The 19818-nt window shown below is 64.7% G+C and carries 17 protein-coding genes; 9 read left to right on the top strand and 8 right to left on the bottom strand.

The window, feature by feature from the left end:
• Positions 1-59: 59 nt before the first annotated feature.
• A complete protein-coding gene (locus AB3X89_RS17835) occupies positions 60-1706 on the bottom strand; it encodes a methyl-accepting chemotaxis protein (protein WP_368584443.1) in 1647 nt (548 codons plus the stop codon).
• Between the two features lie 261 nt (positions 1707-1967).
• Here AB3X89_RS17835 and AB3X89_RS17830 point away from each other — a divergent pair, with 261 nt between their 5' ends.
• Positions 1968-2768 (top strand): hypothetical protein, encoded by an 801-nt coding sequence (locus AB3X89_RS17830; protein WP_368584442.1) that lies wholly within the window; start codon positions 1968-1970, stop codon positions 2766-2768.
• Positions 2769-2910: 142 nt separating this feature from the next.
• Here the strand turns inward: AB3X89_RS17830 and AB3X89_RS17825 are convergent, their stop codons facing one another.
• The gene (locus tag AB3X89_RS17825) at positions 2911-3441 is read right to left on the bottom strand and encodes a single-stranded DNA-binding protein (protein ID WP_368584441.1); all 531 of its coding nucleotides are present in this window, start codon (positions 3439-3441) and stop codon (positions 2911-2913) included.
• A gap of 146 nt (positions 3442-3587) precedes the next feature.
• Positions 3588-4775 (bottom strand): MFS transporter, encoded by a 1188-nt coding sequence (locus AB3X89_RS17820; RefSeq protein WP_368584440.1) that lies wholly within the window; start codon positions 4773-4775, stop codon positions 3588-3590.
• A 314-nt stretch (positions 4776-5089) separates the two neighbouring features.
• On the opposite strand from AB3X89_RS17820, the gene uvrA reads away from it, so the two are divergent.
• The 3 genes from uvrA (at position 5090) to AB3X89_RS17805 (ending at position 10577) form a co-directional block, all read left to right on the top strand.
• A complete protein-coding gene (uvrA, locus tag AB3X89_RS17815; RefSeq protein WP_368584439.1) occupies positions 5090-7963 on the top strand; it encodes an excinuclease ABC subunit UvrA in 2874 nt (957 codons plus the stop codon).
• Positions 7964-7997: 34 nt separating this feature from the next.
• On the top strand, positions 7998-9083 hold the full coding sequence (locus AB3X89_RS17810; RefSeq protein ID WP_368584438.1) for an AI-2E family transporter: 1086 nt from the start codon (positions 7998-8000) through the stop codon (positions 9081-9083).
• A gap of 267 nt (positions 9084-9350) precedes the next feature.
• A complete protein-coding gene (locus AB3X89_RS17805; protein WP_368584437.1) occupies positions 9351-10577 on the top strand; it encodes a PepSY-associated TM helix domain-containing protein in 1227 nt (408 codons plus the stop codon).
• Between the two features lie 58 nt (positions 10578-10635).
• Here the strand turns inward: AB3X89_RS17805 and purU are convergent, their stop codons facing one another.
• The 5 genes from purU to AB3X89_RS17780 form a co-directional block, all read right to left on the bottom strand.
• Positions 10636-11505: a formyltetrahydrofolate deformylase gene (gene purU, locus AB3X89_RS17800; RefSeq protein ID WP_368584436.1), complete on the bottom strand. Its 870-nt coding sequence runs from the start codon at positions 11503-11505 to the stop codon at positions 10636-10638.
• 83 nt (positions 11506-11588) lie between these two features.
• Positions 11589-12467 (bottom strand): DUF4743 domain-containing protein, encoded by an 879-nt coding sequence (locus tag AB3X89_RS17795; protein ID WP_368584435.1) that lies wholly within the window; start codon positions 12465-12467, stop codon positions 11589-11591.
• Positions 12468-12537: 70 nt separating this feature from the next.
• Positions 12538-13152, bottom strand: coding sequence for a LysE family translocator (locus tag AB3X89_RS17790; RefSeq protein ID WP_368584434.1), 615 nt, complete (start codon positions 13150-13152; stop codon positions 12538-12540).
• 159 nt (positions 13153-13311) lie between these two features.
• Positions 13312-13878, bottom strand: a complete 567-nt coding sequence (locus tag AB3X89_RS17785) for an adenine phosphoribosyltransferase (RefSeq protein ID WP_368584432.1) — start codon at positions 13876-13878, stop codon at positions 13312-13314.
• 81 nt (positions 13879-13959) lie between these two features.
• Positions 13960-15957, bottom strand: coding sequence for a cation:proton antiporter (locus AB3X89_RS17780; RefSeq protein WP_368584513.1), 1998 nt, complete (start codon positions 15955-15957; stop codon positions 13960-13962).
• 205 nt (positions 15958-16162) lie between these two features.
• Here AB3X89_RS17780 and kdsD point away from each other — a divergent pair, with 205 nt between their 5' ends.
• Genes kdsD through lptB form a run of 5 tightly spaced genes read left to right on the top strand, consistent with a single transcriptional unit; the run spans position 16163 to position 19795 of the window.
• Complete coding sequence (kdsD, locus tag AB3X89_RS17775; RefSeq protein WP_368584431.1) at positions 16163-17146, top strand: arabinose 5-phosphate isomerase KdsD; 984 nt, start codon at positions 16163-16165, stop codon at positions 17144-17146.
• Positions 17146-17706: a KdsC family phosphatase gene (locus AB3X89_RS17770; protein ID WP_368584430.1), complete on the top strand. Its 561-nt coding sequence runs from the start codon at positions 17146-17148 to the stop codon at positions 17704-17706. Before kdsD ends, AB3X89_RS17770 begins: the two co-directional genes overlap by 1 nt.
• The gene (gene lptC / locus AB3X89_RS17765; protein WP_368584428.1) at positions 17703-18290 is read left to right on the top strand and encodes an LPS export ABC transporter periplasmic protein LptC; all 588 of its coding nucleotides are present in this window, start codon (positions 17703-17705) and stop codon (positions 18288-18290) included. The genes AB3X89_RS17770 and lptC overlap by 4 nt, the downstream gene beginning before the upstream one ends.
• A gap of 39 nt (positions 18291-18329) precedes the next feature.
• Positions 18330-19001: a lipopolysaccharide transport periplasmic protein LptA gene (gene lptA / locus AB3X89_RS17760; protein ID WP_176109615.1), complete on the top strand. Its 672-nt coding sequence runs from the start codon at positions 18330-18332 to the stop codon at positions 18999-19001.
• A gap of 17 nt (positions 19002-19018) precedes the next feature.
• Positions 19019-19795 carry an LPS export ABC transporter ATP-binding protein gene (gene lptB / locus AB3X89_RS17755; protein ID WP_176110652.1) on the top strand — a complete coding sequence of 259 codons (777 nt, stop codon included), beginning with the start codon at positions 19019-19021 and terminating at the stop codon, positions 19793-19795.
• Positions 19796-19818: the final 23 nt, after the last annotated feature.

Genomic DNA, 19818 nt, shown 5'->3' with positions numbered 1-19818 from the left:
GAAGCCATCCAATAGAGAGACTGGATAAGTTGCGCGGTAATCCCGCGCAACGGTTCGCATCACGCCGCGACGAATTCGCTCTCCAGGCTCCGCTCGCGGACAACTCCGGCCCGCTTCGCGCCCGGCGCCGCAACACCGCCGCGCGACTCGCTGCCGGTCTGGAACACCGCCACCGCCGCCGACAGGCGCCGTGCCTGATCTTCCAGCGAACTCGCCGCCGCGGCCGCCTGCTCGACGAGCGCCGCGTTCTGCTGCGTGACCTCGTCCATCTGACCGACCGCGCGATTGACCTGATCGATGCCGGTGCTCTGTTCGAGCGCCGCCGCCGCGATCTCGTTCATGATCGAACTGACGCGCGCGATCGCGCCGACGATGTCGTTCATCGTCGTACCCGAGCGTTCGACGAGCTGCGAGCCCTGCTCCACGCGCGCGGTAGACGCATCGATCAAGCCCTTGATCTCCTTGGCCGCCGCCGCGCTGCGCTGGGCGAGCGAGCGCACTTCGCTCGCGACGACCGCGAAGCCGCGTCCCTGCTCGCCGGCGCGCGCCGCCTCGACCGCGGCGTTCAGCGCGAGGATGTTGGTCTGAAACGCGATCCCCTCGATCACACCGACGATATCGGCAATCTGTCGCGAATCGTCGACGATGCCGTGCATCGTGCCGACCACCTTGTCGGTCAACTCGCCACCCTGCGCGGCCAGCGTCGAGGCGCCCTGCGCGAGCGTGCTCGCCTGCTTCGCGTTGTCGGCCGTCTGTTTGACCGTCGAGGTCAGCTCTTCGATGCTCGCGGCCGTTTCCTCGAGCGCCGCGGCTTGCTCCTCGGTACGTTGCGACAGATCGGCGTTGCCCGCTGCGATCTCGCTGACGCCGGTATCGATCGATTCGGTGCCTTGACGAACCGCGTTGACGGTCGCGATCAGCGACTCCTGCATCTGGCGCAGCGCGGCCGCGAGACGACCCATTTCGTTGCCGCCGAGCACTTCGACGCGGCCGCTCAGGTCGCCATTGGCGATGCGCTGGAACTGCGCGATCGTCGCATCGACCGGCGTGACGATCGCGCGCACGAGCACAAAGCGGGCGAGCAAGCCGCCGACCAGCGACAGCGCAATGCCGATCGCCACCGCGGTGCTGATCGCGTAGAACAAGTCCTGAGCATCCTTATAGCGCTGGGCGCCATGATCGAGCTGCAACTGCTCGAGCGCGAGCATTGCCTTCTCGTACGCGCTGTACAGCGATGGCAGCTTATGCGCCTGCAATTGCTGGAAGGCGTTGGTGTCGCTCGACCTCAGCGCGGCGAGCGTCGGATCGACGCCATCGCGCAGAAACGCGTCGCGCTTTTGCTGCATGTCGGCGATCAGACGCTGCTCATCGGCATCCGTGCCCGCATGGCTCAAATAGTGGGCAAGCCGCTCGTCGGAGGCTTTGCGGTACTGATCGAAGCGCTTGAGCACCGCGCTCGCGCCGTCCTGATCGTTCAGCGCGACGAGCGACGCGTAGGTCGCAAGCGCCAGACGCAGCCGCAGCAGCTGGCCGGAGCTGCCTTCGAGGTCGGCGACGGCGGGCGTGTCGACCGTGTACATCTGCTGCAGCGACGCGTTCGACGAGCGCAGCGACAACAATCCCGCGGCCGCGCCGAGCAGCAGCACGATGCCGAAGAACACGATCATCAGGGTGAGGCTGGTGCGAATCGACAGCTTTTTCAACATCGGACTGGTCTCCTTGGGCTGCCCGGCCGATGGTTCCGTATCGTTGACGATAGCTGCATGGCCACGCAGGCTGCGCCCACGCCGTTCGGCCCGGTCCGCAACTTGTCTGAAAATTAAGCAAACAGCACATTGAGGACAACGGCGCATCGGTGGAAAACTTTATGGTTGATCGCTCGCCCCGCTTGCGTTACATCAATGGAGTCTCGAAGCCCGTTTGCTGCAGCCCTTCTGTCGAAGCCCCTTCCTGCCCGGAGCGCGCCTATGTCGGAAATCGGTTCGGCCGTACTCGTGTTCGCGCTGCTGCTGATCGCCACCGGCCTCGGCGTCGGGGTGCGGCCGCTGCTGCCGGAGGAGCACAAGGCGCACGAGACCGTACAGCTGGTGCAGCTCGTGATCGGCATGCTGGTGACGTTCGCCGCGCTGGTGCTGGGTTTGATGACGGCATCGGCGAAATCGAGCTTCGACACCGCGTCGAACGATCTGCGCACCTATGCGGCCGAACTGATCGAATTCGACACGACGCTGCGCGAGCTCGGCAGCGCGGCCGACGGGTCGCGACGCCTGTTGCGCCAGTACACAGCGGCGGCGATCGCGTCGACGTGGCCGCGCGAGCCCGCGCCGAGCGGCGACTACCCGCGCGATCTCGGTTCGCCCGACAGTTCGCAGCAACTCGAAAACGTGCGTCTGGGCGACATGCTGACCACGGTGGGGCGGCAATTGCGACAACTGCGCACGCAGGATGCGTTGCAGCAACGCGCGCTCGATGACGCGCTGATTCAGTACCGCCGCGTCATCGACGCGCGCTGGAAGATCATCGAGGAAGCGCACAGCTCGATTTCGCAGCCGTTCTTCAAGACGCTGACGTTCTGGCTAGGCGTGATCTTTCTGAGCTTCGGGTTGATCGCGCCGCGCAATGCGTTGGCGCTGGTGACGATCACGCTGGGAGCGGTGTCGATTGCTTCGGCGGTTTATGTGATCGTCGATCTGGATACGCCGTTCACCGGGCCGATCGTGATTTCGAGTCTGCCGTTGCGGGATGCACTGGAGCATTTGAGCCGGTGATTTTCGGCGGAAAGGCTCCGTGCGCGCGTGTGACGTAAAAAATGCCGCCAAACAGAAAGGCCCGCTTTCCTCACAGAAAGCGGGCCTTTCTCGTTGTATCGATCAGCGGGACGCTGGTCGGGTCGGCATGGAGCCGGAACGGTCAGAACGGAATATCGTCGTCCATCTCGTCGAAGCCGCCGCCAGCCGGCGCGCTCGGACGGCTCGCGCCGCCACCGCTGCTGCCGCCACGCGAGCCGCCGCCCGACGACATGCCGCGGCCACCACCGCCGCCGCTACGCTCCGACGGCTCGCCGCGGCTATAACCGCCTTCGTCGCCGCCACCCATCGACGCGCCGCCACGGCCGCCGAGCATCTGCATTTGTTCCGCGACGATTTCGGTCGAGTAACGATCGGTACCGTCCTGGGCTTGCCACTTACGCGTGCGGATGCGCCCTTCGAGGTACACCGACGAGCCCTTCTTCAGATATTCCGCCACGATTTCCGCGAGGCGGCCGAAGAACGCGACGCGGTGCCACTCGGTGGCTTCCTTCATCTCGCCCGACGCCTTGTCCTTGTAGCGGTCCGTCGTCGCAAGGCGGATGTTCGCCACTGCGTCGCCGCTCGGAAGATAGCGAACTTCCGGATCGGCGCCGAGGTTGCCGACCAGAATGACCTTGTTCACGGATGCCATGAATTTCTCCTGTTGATTCCTGTTGCAGGCGGCGCGGCACTACGCGGTTCGCGTCTCATGGCCGGCAGGCCCGAGACCAGAAGAGCGCCTCTGCCCGCCGCCGGGTGAGTTCTGGATGATTCGGGAAGTGCCCCGAGTACGCTGCGTTATGCCTTGCGCGGCGGCTGTTTCATCTTTGCGGCGATTATAAGCCAGCAAAATACCAGCCCGGAGCAGGCGAAGAAAACCGCGCTCTGGCCGTTCATCTTCAGCAGCCAGCCGCCGACCATCCCGCCCAGCGCAAGACCGATCGACTGCGTGGTGTTGTACACGCCGGCCGCGGCTCCCTTGCGGGTACCGGGCGCGAGCTTCGACACCAGCGAAGGCTGCGAGGCTTCGAGAATATTGAAGCCGAGGAAGTACACGAACAGGATCGCCGCCACACTCAGAATCGTATGCGGAGCAACGCCCAATAACAACTGGCCGATCAGGATAAGGGCGATCGCCGACAACAGCACGATCTTCATCTTGCCGCGCTTCTCGGCGGCGATGATCGCCGGCACCATCATCACGAACGACAGCCCCATCACCGGCAGATACACCTTCCAGTGCGACGCGACCGGCAGCCCGCCTGCTTCGAGAATGCGCGGGACGACGAGGAACAGCGCGGTTTGCGTCGCGTGCAGCACGAGCACGCCGAAATTCAAGCGCAGCAGCTCGACGTTGTGGAGCACTTCGGCGAACGGCGCGCGCACGTGCACCGGCTTCGGCGCATCGGGCACGACCCACAGCACCACCCCAATCGCGAGGATCGCGAACACGCCGACCAGCGTGAAGAGTCCGCTCATGCCGAGCCAATGGAACACGATCGGCGCGCCGACGATCGCGACCGCGAACGACACGCCGATGCTGCCGCCGACCATCGCCATCGCCTTCGTGCGATGTTCCTCCGCGGTCAGATCGGCGATGAAAGCGATCACCGCCGACGACACCGCGCCCATCCCCTGAATCACCCGGCCGACGATGATCCACGTCATGTCGTGCGCGGCCGCCGCGACGAAGCTGCCGATCGCGAAGATCAGCAGGCCCGTCGCGATCACCGGCTTGCGGCCGATCTTGTCGGAGATCCAGCCGTAGAAGATGTAGAGCATCGACTGCGTGACGCCGTACGCGCCGAGCGCGATGCCGACGAGCAGCACGTTCTCGCCACCCGGGATGGTCTTCGCGTAGATCGAGAACACCGGCATGATCATGAAGAGACCCAGCATGCGCAGCGCGAAGATGGCGGCAAGCGACACGGTCGCGCGCAATTCGGGCGCGCTCATGCGTGTGGAGATGGCGGACGGATTGGACATCGAAGCGTTGTTTGAATGAACCGGGCGGCGAGCCCGTGGCGACAGCCTTGAGCGCCAGCACAGTGGAGCAGGACGAACAGGCGGGCGGCTAGCTCCGGCATATCGGCAGGTCCGCGCCGAGGAGACGTCGCAAAGCGACGCGCAAAGCCCGTGCCCTACCGTCCCCGCCGATGCTCGCGGCATCTTGTACTCGCGGAAAACGGCCCCAGCTACGCCTCTTTCCCGCTGTCAGCACGCCGTAACGGCGGTCTGGAAAAGTCGTTATAGTAGCAGGTTTGGCCTCTTTCCCTTTCCGCAGTTCATGGAATAAATCCGTGGAACAAATCCGTATTCGTGGGGCTCGCACCCACAACCTGAAGAACGTCAATCTCGACCTACCGCGTCACAAGCTCGTCGTTATCACGGGGCTTTCGGGCTCCGGCAAATCGTCGCTGGCGTTCGATACGCTGTACGCGGAAGGGCAGCGGCGCTACGTCGAAAGTCTGTCCGCCTATGCACGGCAGTTCCTGCAACTGATGGAAAAGCCCGACGTCGACCTGATCGAAGGGTTGTCGCCGGCTATCTCGATCGAACAGAAGGCGACCTCGCACAATCCGCGCTCGACGGTCGGCACCGTCACCGAAATCCACGATTATCTGCGTCTGCTGTTCGCGCGCGTCGGCACGCCCTACTGCCCCGATCACGAAATTCCGCTCGAAGCGCAAAGCGTGTCCCAGATGGTCGACGCGGCGCTCGCACTGCCTGAAGAAACGCGCGTGATGATCCTCGCGCCCGTCGTCAGCGATCGCAAGGGCGAGCACACCGATCTGTTCGAGGACATGCAGGCGCAAGGCTTCGTGCGCTTTCGCGTGCGCTCGGGCGGCGGCACCGCCAACGAAGGCAGCGCGAAAATCTACGAAGTCGACTCGCTGCCGAAGCTGAAGAAAAACGACAAGCACACGATCGACGTCGTGATCGACCGTTTGCGCGTGCGTCCCGACATGAAGCAGCGTCTCGCCGAATCGTTCGAAACGGCGCTGCGTCTCGCCGATGGCCGCGCGATCGCGCTCGAAATGGACACGGACAAGGAGCACCTGTTCAGCTCGAAGTTCGCCTGCCCGATCTGCTCGTATTCGCTGCAGGAACTCGAGCCGCGGCTGTTCTCGTTCAACAACCCGATGGGTGCGTGCCCCGAGTGCGACGGCCTCGGCCAGATCACGTTCTTCGATCCGAAGCGGGTGGTCGCGCATCCGTCGCTGTCGCTCGCGGCGGGGGCCGTCAAAGGTTGGGACCGGCGCAACCAGTTCTACTTCCAGATGCTGCAGAGCCTCGCGGCGTTCTACGACTTCGACATCGACACCGCATTCGAGGACCTGCCGGAAAAAATCCGCAAGATCTTGCTGTACGGTTCGGGCAAGCAGGAGATTCCGTTCTCGTACATCAACGAGCGCGGCCGCACGTCGGTGCGCGAGCACGTGTTCGAAGGAATCATCCCGAATCTGGAGCGGCGCTACCGCGAAACCGATTCGTCCGCGGTACGCGAAGAACTCGCCAAGTATCAGAACAACCAGCCGTGCCCGGCGTGCGCGGGCACCCGGCTGCGTCGCGAGGCGCGGTTCGTGCGCATCGGCGCCGACAGCGACGCGCGCGGCATCTTCGAGATCAGCGGCTGGCCGTTGCGCGATGCGCTCGGCTACTTCCAGACGCTGCGCCTCGAAGGCTCGAAGCGCGAGATTGCCGACAAGGTCGTGAAGGAAATCGTCGCGCGACTGATGTTCCTGAACAACGTCGGGCTCGATTACCTGTCGCTCGAGCGCAGCGCGGAAACGCTGTCGGGCGGTGAAGCGCAGCGCATTCGCCTCGCCTCGCAGATCGGCTCGGGGCTGACCGGCGTGATGTACGTGCTCGATGAACCGTCGATCGGCCTGCATCAGCGCGACAACGACCGGCTGATCTCGACGCTCAAGCATCTGCGCGACCTCGGCAACTCGGTGATCGTCGTCGAGCACGACGAGGACATGATCCGCATGGCCGACTACGTGGTCGACATGGGCCCGGGTGCCGGCGAACATGGCGGCATGGTGATCGCAGAGGGCACGCCCAAAGAGATACAGAAGAACGCGGCGTCGCTGACGGGCCAGTACATGTCGGGCGCGCGCACGATCGAATACCCGGACGAGCGCAAGGAACCCGACGAGCGGCACCTGCGCATCGTCGAAGCGTACGGCAACAATCTGCACAACGTGACGCTCGATCTGCCGGTCGGTTTGCTGACCTGCGTGACCGGCGTGTCCGGCTCGGGCAAGTCGACGCTGATCAACGACACGCTGTATCAGGCGGTCGCGCATCATCTGTACGGCTCGGCCACGGAGCCGGCGCCGTACGAGTCGATCGAGGGCCTCGAACACTTCGACAAGGTGATCAACGTCGACCAGTCGCCGATCGGCCGCACGCCGCGCTCGAATCCGGCAACCTACACCGGCCTGTTCACGCCGATCCGCGAGCTGTTCGCGGGCGTGCCGGCCGCCAAGGAGCGCGGCTACGATCCGGGCCGCTTCTCGTTCAACGTCAAGGGCGGGCGCTGCGAATCGTGCCAGGGCGACGGCGTGCTGAAGGTCGAAATGCACTTCCTGCCCGACGTGTACGTGCCGTGCGACGTCTGCCACGGCAAGCGTTACAACCGCGAAACGCTCGACATCGAGTACAAAGGCAGCAACATCAGCGAAGTGCTCGACATGACGGTCGAGCACGCGTACGAGTTCTTCAAGGCCGTGCCGGTCGTCGCGCGCAAGCTGAAAACCCTGCTGGACGTCGGTCTCGGCTATATTCGCCTTGGGCAGTCGGCCACCACACTGTCGGGCGGCGAGGCACAGCGGGTGAAACTGTCGCTGGAACTGAGCAAACGCGATACCGGTCGCACACTATACATCCTTGACGAACCGACCACCGGCCTGCACTTTCACGATATCGCGCTGTTGCTGGAAGTCATACACCGGTTACGTGACCAGGGTAATACCGTCGTGATCATCGAACATAATCTCGATGTAATCAAAACCGCGGACTGGGTCATCGATCTTGGCCCCGAAGGCGGCGCCGGCGGCGGGCAGATCATCGCCCAAGGCACGCCCGAGCAAGTTGCGAAGTCGAAGGCCAGTTTTACCGGAAAATATCTGGCGCCGCTGCTCAAGCGCGCCGCCAGTACAAAATAACGCTGCACTATCGAGGTTGGAGACGGGATAAGCCATGACCAAGCGTAATCAGGCGCGCGAAGAAGATCGGGTGCAGGACCTGCGCCCGCGCCCGGTCAGGCTGACCAGCGACATGAGTTTGCCGAAGCTGTCGGCGGTCGAGATCGGCAGCTACGTCGTGATGCTGTTCGGCATGTGGGCGGTCATCGAACTGAAGCTGCTCGGCGCGCTGCTCGCCGGGCTGCTGGTGTTTCAGCTCGTGCAAATGATCGCGCCGCGCATCGAACGTCACATGTCGAGCAGGCGGGCGCGCTGGCTCGCGGTGGTGCTCCTGTCGACGGTGATCGTCGGCGCGCTGACGGGGCTCACGCTCGGCATCATCTCGCATTTCGAGAACGACGTGCCCAGCGTGCAGGCGCTGCTCGATCAGGCCATGCAACTGATCGACCAGGCGCGCGGCAGGATTCCGCAATTCGTCGCGAACTATCTGCCGGTCGACACCGAGCAGATGAAGACGAAGGCCGCGGAACTGATGCACACGCACGCGAACATGCTGCAGCAAAGCGGCACGACCGCGGCGCGCGCGTTCACGCACGTGCTGATCGGCATGATCATCGGCGCAATCATCGCGGTCGGCGCCCAGAAGCATATGCAGCGGCTGCCGCTGTCCACCGCGTTCGTCACGCGCGTCACGCGTTTTGCCGACGCGTTTCGCCGCATCGTGTTCGCGCAGGTGAAGATTTCCGCACTCAACGCGGTATTCACGGCGATCTTCCTGCTCGTGATCCTGCCGACCTTCCACGACCGGCTGCCGCTGTCGAAAACGCTGGTGCTCGTCACGTTCATCGTGGGTCTGCTGCCGGTGATCGGCAATCTGATCTCGAACACCATCATCGTCGCGGTCGCGCTGTCGGTGAGTTTTCCGGCGGCGATCATGTCGCTCGTGTTCCTGATCCTGATTCACAAGCTCGAGTACTTTCTGAACGCGCGGATCGTCGGCGGTCAAATCGAGGCGCGCGCGTGGGAACTGCTGATCGCGATGCTGGTGATGGAAGCAGCGTTCGGTATCGCCGGGGTCATCGCCGCGCCGATTTTTTATGCGTACATCAAGCGGGAGCTGATTTATTTGCGGTTGGTGTGAGCGAGACTAGGGTGAGCTTCAAAGTCAGCACTCACTAACGCTCCTCAGCACGCACCGCCCAGCAGTCCAGTCAGGCGACGAAAGCGAAGCGGCACTTCGGTGCCGCTTTTTTTATGCTTCCCGCGACACGGCATCGTCGCCTGCTGCTGACAGAAAACTTGCAGCCGACGGCACTACACCCTAAGATGCGAACAATTCCTATTTACAACCAATCCGCATCGTGACGTTTCACCTGGTTTCCCGCCCGCGATTCCGCCTGGCTCTCGCATGAGACGCCAGCTCGTCCGCCTGCACCGCTGGTTCGGCGTCGCGACCGCACTGTTTCTGTTTGCCGCGGGACTTACGGGCGCGATCATCGCGTGGGACCACGAGCTCGATGCCGCGCTGAACTCGTCGTTCTACCTGGCTCGCACGGCCGGGCCGACGCTGTCCGGGCTCGAACTGGCGAATCGCGTCGAAGCCGCCGATCCGCGTCTTCGGGTGACCTATCTGCCGCTCGAGGTCGAACCGGGTCACGCGCTGCAAATGATGGTGCTGCCGCGCACCGACCCGGCGACGAAGCAGCCCTACCCGCTCGACTTCAACCAGATCGCCGTCGATCCCGTCACCGGCGAGATCCAGGGACGCCGTGAGTGGGGCGCCATGTCGCTCGCGCGGCTCAACCTGATTCCGTTCATCTACAAGCTGCACTACACGCTGCAGCTGCCGTTCATCGGCGGCATTGACATCGGCACGTGGCTGATGGGGATCGTCGGCATCGTGTGGCTGTTCGATAGCGTGATTGCGCTGTGCCTGTCGTTTCCGAGCCTGAAGGCCTGGCGCAAGTCGTTCGCGTTCCGCCTGAAACGCGGCGGCTATGCGTTGACGTTCGATCTGCACCGCTCCGGCGGCGTATGGTTCTGGGGCCTGCTGGCGATCGTCGCGCTGACGTCGATTTCGATGAATCTGTCGTCGCAGGTGGTGCGGCCGATCGTGTCACGACTGTCGACAGTGACGCCCGATCCGTTCAGCGACCCCGAAATCCTGCGCACGCCGCAACCGGGCGATCAGGTGCTGAGCCGCGAGCGCATCGTCGAGCTCGCCGAGCAAGCCGGCAAGGAGATGCATGTCGCCGCGCCACCGGGCGGGCTCTACTACGCCGAATTCATGCATACGTACGGCGTCGGCTTCTACACGGCCGGCAACGACCACGGCGACACCGGCCTCGGCAACCCGTGGATGTATTGGGACGCCGCCACCGGCAAGCGGCTCGCCACGCGGATTCCCGGCCACGGCACGGCCGGCGACATCTTCCTGCAGATGCAGTATCCGCTGCACTCTGGGCGCATTCTCGGACTCGGCGGGCGGATTCTGATCAGCGCGGTGGGGTTAGCGGTGGCCGTGCTGAGCGTCACGGGCCTTCTGATCTGGCTGAAGAAACTGAGCGCGCGCCGCCGTTCCGCGCAAAACGCGAATCCCGGGAAAAGCACGGGCAGCGCGGCAGCGCGTTCGTAATACAAGCGGGGAAAGCGCCACGCCGGCCTCGACCGGCGCGGTGTTACCGGCGCAATTTTTAGCGGAACACCACCGTCTTGCTGCCGTTCAGCACGACACGGTGCTCGACGTGCCACTTCACCGCGCGCGCGAGCGTCACGCACTCGACGTCGCGGCCGATCGCCGTCAGTTGCTCCGGCGTCATGCTGTGGTCGACGCGCTCGACTTCCTGCTCGATGATCGGACCTTCGTCGAGATCGGTCGTCACATAGTGAGCCGTCGCGCCGATCAGCTTCACGCCGCGGTCGAACGCCTGGTAGTACGGCTTCGCGCCCTTGAAGCTCGGCAGGAACGAATGGTGGATGTTGATCGCGCGGCCGGCGAGCGCCTCGCACAGGTTCGGCGACAGGATCTGCATGTAGCGCGCGAGCACCACGAGGTCGGCCTGATGCTCGTTGATCACTTCGAGCACGCGCGCTTCCTGCGCGGTTTTCGCTTCGGGCGTGCCGCCGAGCAGCGGGAAGTGATGGAACGGGATGTCGTAGCTCGCGGCGAGCTGGTAGAACTCCTTGTGGTTCGAGATGATCGCCGGGATCTCGATGTTGAGTTGACCGGTGCGGTAGCGGAACAGCAGATCGTTCAGGCAGTGGCCGATCTTCGACACCATGATCACGACGCGCGGCTTCACGTTCGCGTCGTGCAACTCCCAGCTCATGCCGAACTGCTCGGCGAGGGCCACGAACGACGCGCGCAGCGCGTCCAGTCCCGGATCGCCGCCCACCTGCTGAAAATGCACGCGCATGAAGAACTCGCCGGTGCGGCTGTCGCCGAACTGCGCGGAGTCGAGAATATTGCTGCCCCGCTCGAACAGAAAGCCCGACACGGCGTGAACGATGCCGGGCCGGTCGGCGCACGACAGTTTGAGGATAAAGCTGTGATCGGTCGACATGACCTCGGTGACTCCCTTCTTCAATGCGTGGTTTGTTTCAGTGGGTACTGGCTGCGCGGGCGGGCCTGACCGATGAGCGTCAGTTAGCCCAGCGACGGCGGCGCGAACAGCGCGTCGATGCCCTCGCACGCGTCCTCGTCGATCCAGCGGCGGCGCAGCAGGCAATCGAGCGTCGCGAGGCTGGCATCGACGGTCAGCGCGCCTTCCTCGATCCAGCGCGCGACTTCGTCAATGCGCGCGAGCCGGTGTTCGCCCACTTCGCCGTCCTGGTTGCGCGGCGCGAAGTCGGCGGGCAGCGCGAGGTCGTAGATGAAAATCTGCTCGGCCTGCGTGCCTTCCGGCAGCGATTGCAGCACATGCGCGGTGCGGCCCGCGACCGCGCTCGCCGCGATCTCCGCTGGAATGCCCGCTTCTTCCCAGCACTCCTTGACGATCGTTTCGGCGATGCCGAAGCCCCAGCCGATCCCGCCCGCGACGACGTTGTCGAGCATGCCGGGATCGGTGGCCTTCGTGTCGCTGCGGCGGGCGATCCACAATTGCGGCGCGCCACGGGGCGCTCCGCCAGAGGGCGCACCGCCATCCGCATATTCTACGACGCCGTTCAGATGCACCGCGTACGTCATCGTGCCGAAGAAGCGCGACGCCGCGCGCTCGATATACGCGAGCGGCGGCGCGTCGAACGCGTTGCGGATCGCGTAGGTTTCGTTGCGCCAGCCGGGGATGCGGCCATCGGCGGCGAGCGCGCCGATCACGGAAGCGAGCGCCGCGCTGCGCAAATCGACGGTATCGAAGGTCGCGCAGAGCGTCACGCCGTTGTTCGTAATCTCGAACACGTCGGGCCAGCGCGCGAGCAGCGGCACGTCGCGCTCGCGAATCCAGCCGACCTGTTCGGCGCCGATCAGAAACGGCCGATGCGCGTTCGCGTCGAAGCGGCGCGCGGCGGTGATGCAAGGCAAAGTCATCGAAAACTCCAAACTGTCCACCGTCGTGGCGAACCTGGCAAAGCGGAAACAGGGGGTCGCGTGACGCGCGTCAGTCGCGCAGCGCGACGCGAATCCCGATCGCGATGAACGTCGCGCCAGCCACGCGATCGAGCCACAGGCCGACACGCGGCCGCCGTCTGAGCCAGCTGCCGATGATCCCCGCGCACACGCCGAACAGCGAAAACACCACGACGGTCTGCAGCATGAACAGCGCGCCGAGCTCCAGCATCTGCACGGTCACGCTCTGCGCCCCGTCGGGTTGCACAAACTGCGGCAGAAACACGACGAAGAACAGCGTGACCTTCGGATTCATCAGATTGCCGAGCACGCTCTGGCGAAACACTGCCGAAAGCGGCTGCGGCGCACGCTCGTGGGCGGTCGCGAGTCCCTGGCTGCGCAACGCCTTGATGCCGATCCACACCAGATACGCGGCGCCGGCGAGCTTGATCGCTTCGAACGCGAGCGGCGACGAACGCAGCAGCGCGGCAACGCCGAGCGCCGCGAGCGTCGTATGAAAGGTGATGCCGGCGGCAAAGCCGAGCGCGGCGACGAGGCCGGCCGCGCGGCCCTGGGAGATGCCGCGCGCGAGCACCTGCAGATTGTCGGGGCCGGGCGCCACGGTGATCGCAATCGAAGTGGCGAGAAACAGCAGGAAATTGGGCATCGTGGTGGCCTTCTGGTTGGGCGGCTGATGAGCCCTGGCGGTGAGCCATGTCGTGGAACCCGGTTGGCCTGGTGCGGCCAACGGAGCTTGTGCGGCTCGTACGGCTTTAACAGCTGGTAGGGCGAAAAACCCGACCGCGCGCTGTAACGGCCTCCCGGCTCAGTGACCGCCGAAACTCGTCACTGTATAGAGGGCAAGACCGCCCTCGCACAGCAGCTTCGAACCGCCCAGGTCCGGCAGGTCGACGATCGCCGCGCCTTCCACGACGACCGCGCCGAGCCGCTCGAGCAGCAGCTTGCCGGCCATCATCGTGCCGCCGGTCGCGATCAGGTCGTCGATGATCACGACGCGGTCGCCCGGCTCGCACGCATCCTCGTGAATCTCCACGGTCGCGGTGCCGTATTCCAGTTCATACGATTGCGAGATCCGCTTGTACGGCAGCTTGCCCGCCTTGCGAATCGGGATGAAGCCAAGGCTCAGTTCGTGCGCGACGATCGGCCCGATGATGAAGCCGCGCGCATCGAGCCCGGCGATGTAATCGAGCTTCGCATCGATATAGCGCTGCACGAACAGGTCGATCAGCACGCGCAGCGACTTCGGCTCGCGCAGGAGCGGCGTGATGTCGCGGAACTGCACGCCCGGCTGCGGCCAGTCGGGCACCGTGCGAATGTGACTTCTGAGGTAGTCGGCCGCATCGAGCGGCGCGCTCGCGAGCGCGTTGGACATGATGTCTCCGGATGGACCTCGGCAGGTCCGGTGAAAAGCTTGAATCAGGGTCGCCCGCCAGAACGGTCCGGGTTCACGGGTTCAGGCCGCGGCGGCGCGGCGATGCTGCGACAGCCGCTCCTCGGCTTGCGCCAGTTGCTCGGGCAGACCGCGCAGCACCACGATGTCGCTCGCGCGCAGTTTCGTCGACGGGTCCGGTTCGACGCCGCGGATGCCGTGCCGGCGGATCGCGGTCACTTCGACACCGAGTTCGTACAGGCCCACCTCGGCGAGCGTACGGCCCACCGCGTCGGAGCTCTCGTCGACCGGCACCGATTGTAGCCGCACCTGCTCGTGACCGTCGTCGTCGTCGATGTCGTCGGCACCGTGGAAATAGCCGCGCAACAGCGAGTAGCGTTCGTCGCGCATCTCCTCGACGCGTCGCACCACGCGGCGCATCGGCACGCCCATCACGACGAGCGTATGCGACGCGAGCATCAGGCTGCCCTCGACGATCTCCGGAATCACCTCGGTCGCGCCGGCGGCGAGCAGTTTCTCCAGATCGGCGTCGTCGACGGTACGCACGATGACCGGCAGCGTCGGCTCCATCTCGTGAATGTTGTGCAGCACGCGCAGTGCCGACGGCGTGTTCGCGTAGGTGATCGCGATCGCGGCCGCGCGATGCAGGCCCGCGGCCAGCAGCGACTCGCGCCGCCCCGCGTCGCCGAACACGACCGATTCACCAGCCGCCGCTGCCGCCGCGACGCGGTCGGGATCGAGGTCGAGCGCGACATACGAGAGCCCTTCATGCTCGAGCATGCGCGCGAGGTTCTGCCCGGCGCGCCCATAGCCGCAGATAATCACGTGGCCGCTCTGCTTCAGGCTCTGGGTCGCGATGCGCGTCATCTGCAACGACTGCATCATCCATTCGGTCGACGACAGCCGCAGCACGACGCGGTCCGCGTTCTGGATCATGAACGGCGCGGCGAGCATCGACAGCAGCATCGCGGCGAGAATCGTCTGCAACAGGGTCGCGTCGACCAGATGCCGGTCGAGGATCAGGTTCAACAGCACGAAACCGAACTCACCCGCCTGCGCGAGACCGATGCCGGTGCGCATCGCCACGCCCGGGGTCGCGCCGAAAAGCCGCGCGAGGCCGGTAATCATGACCATCTTCAGCAACACGGGGCCGATGAAAAACGCCAGCACGACGAGCGGATGCTCCCAGATCACGCGCGGATTGAGCAGCATGCCGGTGGTCACGAAGAAGAGCCCGAGCAGCACGTCGCGAAACGGCTTGATGTCCTCTTCCACCTGATGCCGGTACGGCGTCTCGGCGATCAGCATGCCGGCGATGAACGCGCCGAGCGCGAGCGACAGCCCGAATTTGTCGGTGATGAACGCGGCGCCGAGCGTCACCAGCAGCAGATTGAGGATGAACAGTTCCTGCGAGCGGCGCCGCGCGACCACGTTGAACCAGCGCGTCATGAAGCGCTGGCCGACGATCAGCAGCAGCGCGAGGGCCACGACGATCTTGATCGCCGCGATGCCGAGCGCGCTGGCCAGATTCTCCGAGCGCCCGCCGAGCGCCGAAATGATGATCAACAGCGGCACCACCGCGAGATCCTGGAACAGCAGCACGCCGAAAATATTGCGGCCGTGCTCGGTTTCGATCTCGAGCCGCTCCGCGAGCATCTTGCTGACGATCGCCGTCGACGACATCGCCAGCGCGCCGCCCAGCGCGACGCACGCCTGCCACGTGATATGTACCCAGCGCTCCAGCACGAAGCCGAGCGACACCGCCACCGCGACCGTGCCGATCACCTGCAGCAAGCCGAGTCCGAACACGAGCCGGCGCATCGTGCGCAACTTGGCCAGCGAAAACTCCAGCCCGATCGAGAACATCAGGAACACGACGCCGAATTCCGCGAGGTTCTGCGCGCCGGCCGAATCGGGAATCAACCCGAACGCATGCGGCCCGACGACGATGCCGACCGTCAGATAGCCGAGCATCGGCGGCAGATTCAGGAAGCGAAAGATCACCACGCCCGCCACCGATGCCAGCAACAGAAACAGCGTCATTTCGAGCGGGGAAATCATCGGCAAAAACGCATGGGTGAAGCGTCCTCGTTCGTCAGCGGAACCGCGCACGAGAACACCGTGCGACATGATGGATAGGGCCGGCAAAAAGCTGCTAACGAACGCCAAAGCAGCTGCAAATGAGACTATCGGCAGGCCGACGAAGACAGCGGCCCGGCACAGTAGGCCCGGCGCGGCGAACAGGCGCCTTTGCTATACTCCGCGCATGATAGCGAAAATCAATGGCGACAGGGCACTCACGCTTGCTCGCGACGTACTCGACATCGAAGCGGACGCCGTGCGCGCGCTTCGCGACCAGCTCGACGGCAGTTTTGTCGGCGCGGTCGATTTCATCCTGGGCTGCCGTGGACGCGTGGTCGTCTCCGGCATCGGCAAATCAGGCCACATAGCCCGCAAGCTGGCGGCCACGCTGGCAAGCACCGGCACACCCGCGTTCTTCGTGCATCCGGCGGAAGCGAGCCACGGCGACCTCGGCATGGTCACCGCCGACGACGTGTTCCTCGCGCTCTCCAATTCTGGCGAAACCGAAGAGCTGATGGCAATCCTGCCGCTCATCAAGCGGATCGGCGCGAAGCTGATCGCGATGACGGGCCGCCCGGGCTCCAGCCTCGCGCAACTCGCGGACGTGCATCTGAATTCCGGCGTCGCGAAGGAAGCCTGTCCGATGAATCTCGCACCCACCGCCAGCACCACCGCCGCGCTCGCGCTCGGCGACGCGCTGGCAGTCGCGGTGCTCGACGCGCGCGGCTTCGGCCGTGACGACTTCGCGCGCTCGCATCCGGGCGGCGCGCTCGGCCGACGCCTGCTTACCTATGTGCGCGACGTCATGCGCACCGGCGACCAGTTGCCGCAGGTCACACCCGAGGCGACCGTCAGCGATGCCCTCTTCCAGCTGACCGCGAAACGCATGGGCATGACCTCGGTTGTTGACCAGGAAGGCCGTGTGACGGGCATCTTCACGGATGGCGACCTGCGCCGCGTGCTCGAACGCGACGGCGATTTTCGCCAGTTGCCGATCGGTTCGGTGATGACCGCGGGCCCGCGCACGATCGGGCCGGATCAACTCGCGGTCGAAGCCGTGGAACTGATGGAGCGCTATCGCATCAATCAGATGCTGGTCGTCGACGAATCGGGCAAGCTAATCGGCGCGCTCAACATGCACGACCTGTTTTCGAAGAAGGTGATCTGATGGCAGTTGCTCCCCCTACCGCTACCGAACGCGCGAGCCGCGTGAAGCTGATGATTTTCGACGTCGACGGCGTACTGACCGACGGCGGCCTGCTGTTCACGGCGGAAGGCGACACGATGAAAGGCTTCAACTCGATGGACGGCCACGGCATGAAGCTGCTGCGCCAGGCCGGCATCGAAACGGCCATCATCACGGGGCGCCAGTCCGGCATCGTGGCGGCGCGGGTGAAAGAATTGAACATCACGCACGTCTATCAGGGCGTGCAGGACAAGCCGCAGGCGTTCGCCGACCTGCTGCGGAAAACCGGCCTCACCGCCGAGGAATGCGGTTACATGGGCGACGACTGGGTCGATCTCGCGGTAATGCTGCGCGTCGGCTTCGCGGCTGCGCCGGCCAATTCGCATCCCGAAGTGATCGCGCGTGCGCATTGGGTCAGCGAAGCGCGCGGCGGCCACGGCGCGGCACGCGAAGTGGTCGACACGCTGCTGCGCGCGCAGCACAAATATGAAGCACTGCTTGCGGCGGCGTGCAGCGGCGAGCAACGGGGCCTCGTGGGATGAACCAGTTTCGCCTGACCTCGCTGATCCCGCTCATCGCGATGGCGGCGCTCGCCGGCATCACGTGGTGGCTGCTGCAAGCCACGTTGCCGCGCAAGACCGACAACGAGGCGCGCCCGAAAGAGCACACGCCGGACTACTTCGCGGACAACTTCTCGGTGTCCGAGCTCGACCAGTCGGGCGCGACGCAGTACCGGCTGACCGCGCAGTCGCTGATCCATTACGAGGACGACGAAATGAGCGACCTCGTCAAGCCGGCGATGCGCGCGTTCCAGCCCGGCAAGCCGATCGTGACCGCGACCGGCGATACCGGCACGGTCAACGCGGATGCGTCGATCGTCAATCTGTACCAGAACGCCCGCATCCTGCGCGCGCCCGGCGGCGGCGATCCGCAGATGCAGGCCGACTCCGAGCATTTCAGGGTCCTCGTCAACGACGATGTGATCGAGACTGAAAAGCCAGTTAAACTTCAGCGCGGCATGTCGGTGATGACTGCCAGTGGCATGAAATACAACAATGTCACCCGGTTTATGCAATTGTTCGGCAATGTAAGAGGCGCAATCGCCGCGTCCGATTCCGGCCACTAAGCCAACGCATACCGGGTAATCCATTCCAGGCGTGACTGCATGAACGAATCGCTCCCCCGTTTTGATACCGGCCGTTCCCGCGCGCTTTCCGCGTGCCGCGCCGCACTTGCTGCGCTCGTCGTCGCGCTGCCGCTCGTCGGCTTCGCGCCGCTCGCGCACGCGGACCGCGCCGACAAGGACAAGCCGCTGAACATCGAAGCTGACAACATGACTTACGACGACCTGCGGCAGGTCAGCATCTTTACCGGCCACGTGGTGGCGACCAAAGGAACGATCCTGATCAAGGCCGATCGCGTCGAAGTGTCGCAAGACCCGCAGGGCTACCAGTTCGCGACCGGCACCTCGAGCGGCAACAATCTGTCGTATTTCCGCCAGAAGCGCGAAGGGCTCGACGAATACATCGAGGGTACGGCCATCCGCATCGACTACGACGGCAAGCAGGACCTGACCACGCTGACCACCAACGCGACGGTGCGCCGCCTGCAGAGCATGACGACGCTGCTCGACCAGGTGCACGGCAGCGTGATCACCTACGACGGCCAGAACGACTTTTACACCGCCAAGGCGGGCAAGGACGTCGCCGGTCCGGGCAACCCGACCGGCCGCGTGCGCGCGATGCTGTCGCCGCGCAACGCCGGCGCCGCGCCGCTGACCGGCGCGTCGGCCACGCTCACGCCGTCCAACTCGATCCAGGGAGCGCCGAACCAGTGAGCACCGTCAGCAGCACAATCACGCCGCTCCCCCATCGCAAGCCGGCCGGCACCAGCAGTTCGCTGGTCGTGCGTAATCTGAAAAAGCGCTATGGCTCGCGCACGGTCGTCAAGGACGTGTCGCTCGACGTGAAGAGCGGCGAAGTGGTCGGCCTGCTCGGCCCGAACGGTGCCGGCAAGACCACGTCGTTCTACATGATCGTCGGACTCGTGCCGCTCGACGCCGGCGAAATCGATCTGGACGGCAAGTCGATCAGCCTGCTGCCCATTCACAAGCGCGCGTCGCTCGGCCTGTCGTATCTGCCACAGGAAGCGTCGGTGTTCCGCAAGTTGACCGTCGAGCAGAATATCCGCGCGGTGCTGGAATTGCAGCACGACGAAAATGGCAAGCGTCTCGGCAAAGACGCGATCACGTCGCGCACCGAAGCGCTGCTCGACGAGCTTCAGATCGCGCATCTGCGCGAAAATCCAGCGCTGTCGCTGTCCGGCGGCGAGCGTCGTCGGGTTGAAATTGCGCGCGCGCTGGCAACCAATCCGAGCTTCATTCTGCTCGACGAACCGTTCGCCGGCGTCGACCCGATCGCCGTGCTGGAAATCCAGAAAATCGTCAAGTTCTTGAAGCAGCGCAATATCGGCGTCCTGATTACCGACCACAACGTGCGCGAAACGCTCGGCATCTGCGATCACGCGTACATCATCAGCGACGGCAGCGTGCTAGCCGCCGGCGCGCCCAGCGACATCATCGAAAACGAAAGCGTGCGGCGCGTCTATCTGGGCGAGCACTTCCGCATGTAAGCACACACGGCGTTCGCGGTCTC

The sequence above is a fragment of the Paraburkholderia sp. BR14320 genome, assembly GCF_040948665.1.
GTDB lineage: Bacteria > Pseudomonadota > Gammaproteobacteria > Burkholderiales > Burkholderiaceae > Paraburkholderia > Paraburkholderia youngii.
Note: the sequence above shows the minus strand (reverse complement) of the source record. Positions and strands in the feature narration are given on the sequence as shown.

What these genes read in the sequence shown, in the direction of transcription:
- AB3X89_RS17835 (WP_368584443.1), bottom strand. Translation starts at nt 1,706, where the DNA reads ATGTTGAAAAAGCTGTCGATTCGCACCAGCCTCACCCTGATGATCGTG.
- AB3X89_RS17830 (WP_368584442.1), top strand. Translation starts at nt 1,968, where the DNA reads ATGTCGGAAATCGGTTCGGCCGTACTCGTGTTCGCGCTGCTGCTGATC.
- AB3X89_RS17825 (WP_368584441.1), bottom strand. Translation starts at nt 3,441, where the DNA reads ATGGCATCCGTGAACAAGGTCATTCTGGTCGGCAACCTCGGCGCCGAT.
- AB3X89_RS17820 (WP_368584440.1), bottom strand. Translation starts at nt 4,775, where the DNA reads ATGTCCAATCCGTCCGCCATCTCCACACGCATGAGCGCGCCCGAATTG.
- AB3X89_RS17810 (WP_368584438.1), top strand. Translation starts at nt 7,998, where the DNA reads ATGACCAAGCGTAATCAGGCGCGCGAAGAAGATCGGGTGCAGGACCTG.
- AB3X89_RS17805 (WP_368584437.1), top strand. Translation starts at nt 9,351, where the DNA reads ATGAGACGCCAGCTCGTCCGCCTGCACCGCTGGTTCGGCGTCGCGACC.
- purU (WP_368584436.1), bottom strand. Translation starts at nt 11,505, where the DNA reads ATGTCGACCGATCACAGCTTTATCCTCAAACTGTCGTGCGCCGACCGG.
- AB3X89_RS17795 (WP_368584435.1), bottom strand. Translation starts at nt 12,467, where the DNA reads ATGACTTTGCCTTGCATCACCGCCGCGCGCCGCTTCGACGCGAACGCG.
- AB3X89_RS17790 (WP_368584434.1), bottom strand. Translation starts at nt 13,152, where the DNA reads ATGCCCAATTTCCTGCTGTTTCTCGCCACTTCGATTGCGATCACCGTG.
- AB3X89_RS17785 (WP_368584432.1), bottom strand. Translation starts at nt 13,878, where the DNA reads ATGTCCAACGCGCTCGCGAGCGCGCCGCTCGATGCGGCCGACTACCTC.
- AB3X89_RS17780 (WP_368584513.1), bottom strand. Translation starts at nt 15,957, where the DNA reads ATGATTTCCCCGCTCGAAATGACGCTGTTTCTGTTGCTGGCATCGGTG.
- kdsD (WP_368584431.1), top strand. Translation starts at nt 16,163, where the DNA reads ATGATAGCGAAAATCAATGGCGACAGGGCACTCACGCTTGCTCGCGAC.
- AB3X89_RS17770 (WP_368584430.1), top strand. Translation starts at nt 17,146, where the DNA reads ATGGCAGTTGCTCCCCCTACCGCTACCGAACGCGCGAGCCGCGTGAAG.
- lptC (WP_368584428.1), top strand. Translation starts at nt 17,703, where the DNA reads ATGAACCAGTTTCGCCTGACCTCGCTGATCCCGCTCATCGCGATGGCG.
- lptA (WP_176109615.1), top strand. Translation starts at nt 18,330, where the DNA reads ATGAACGAATCGCTCCCCCGTTTTGATACCGGCCGTTCCCGCGCGCTT.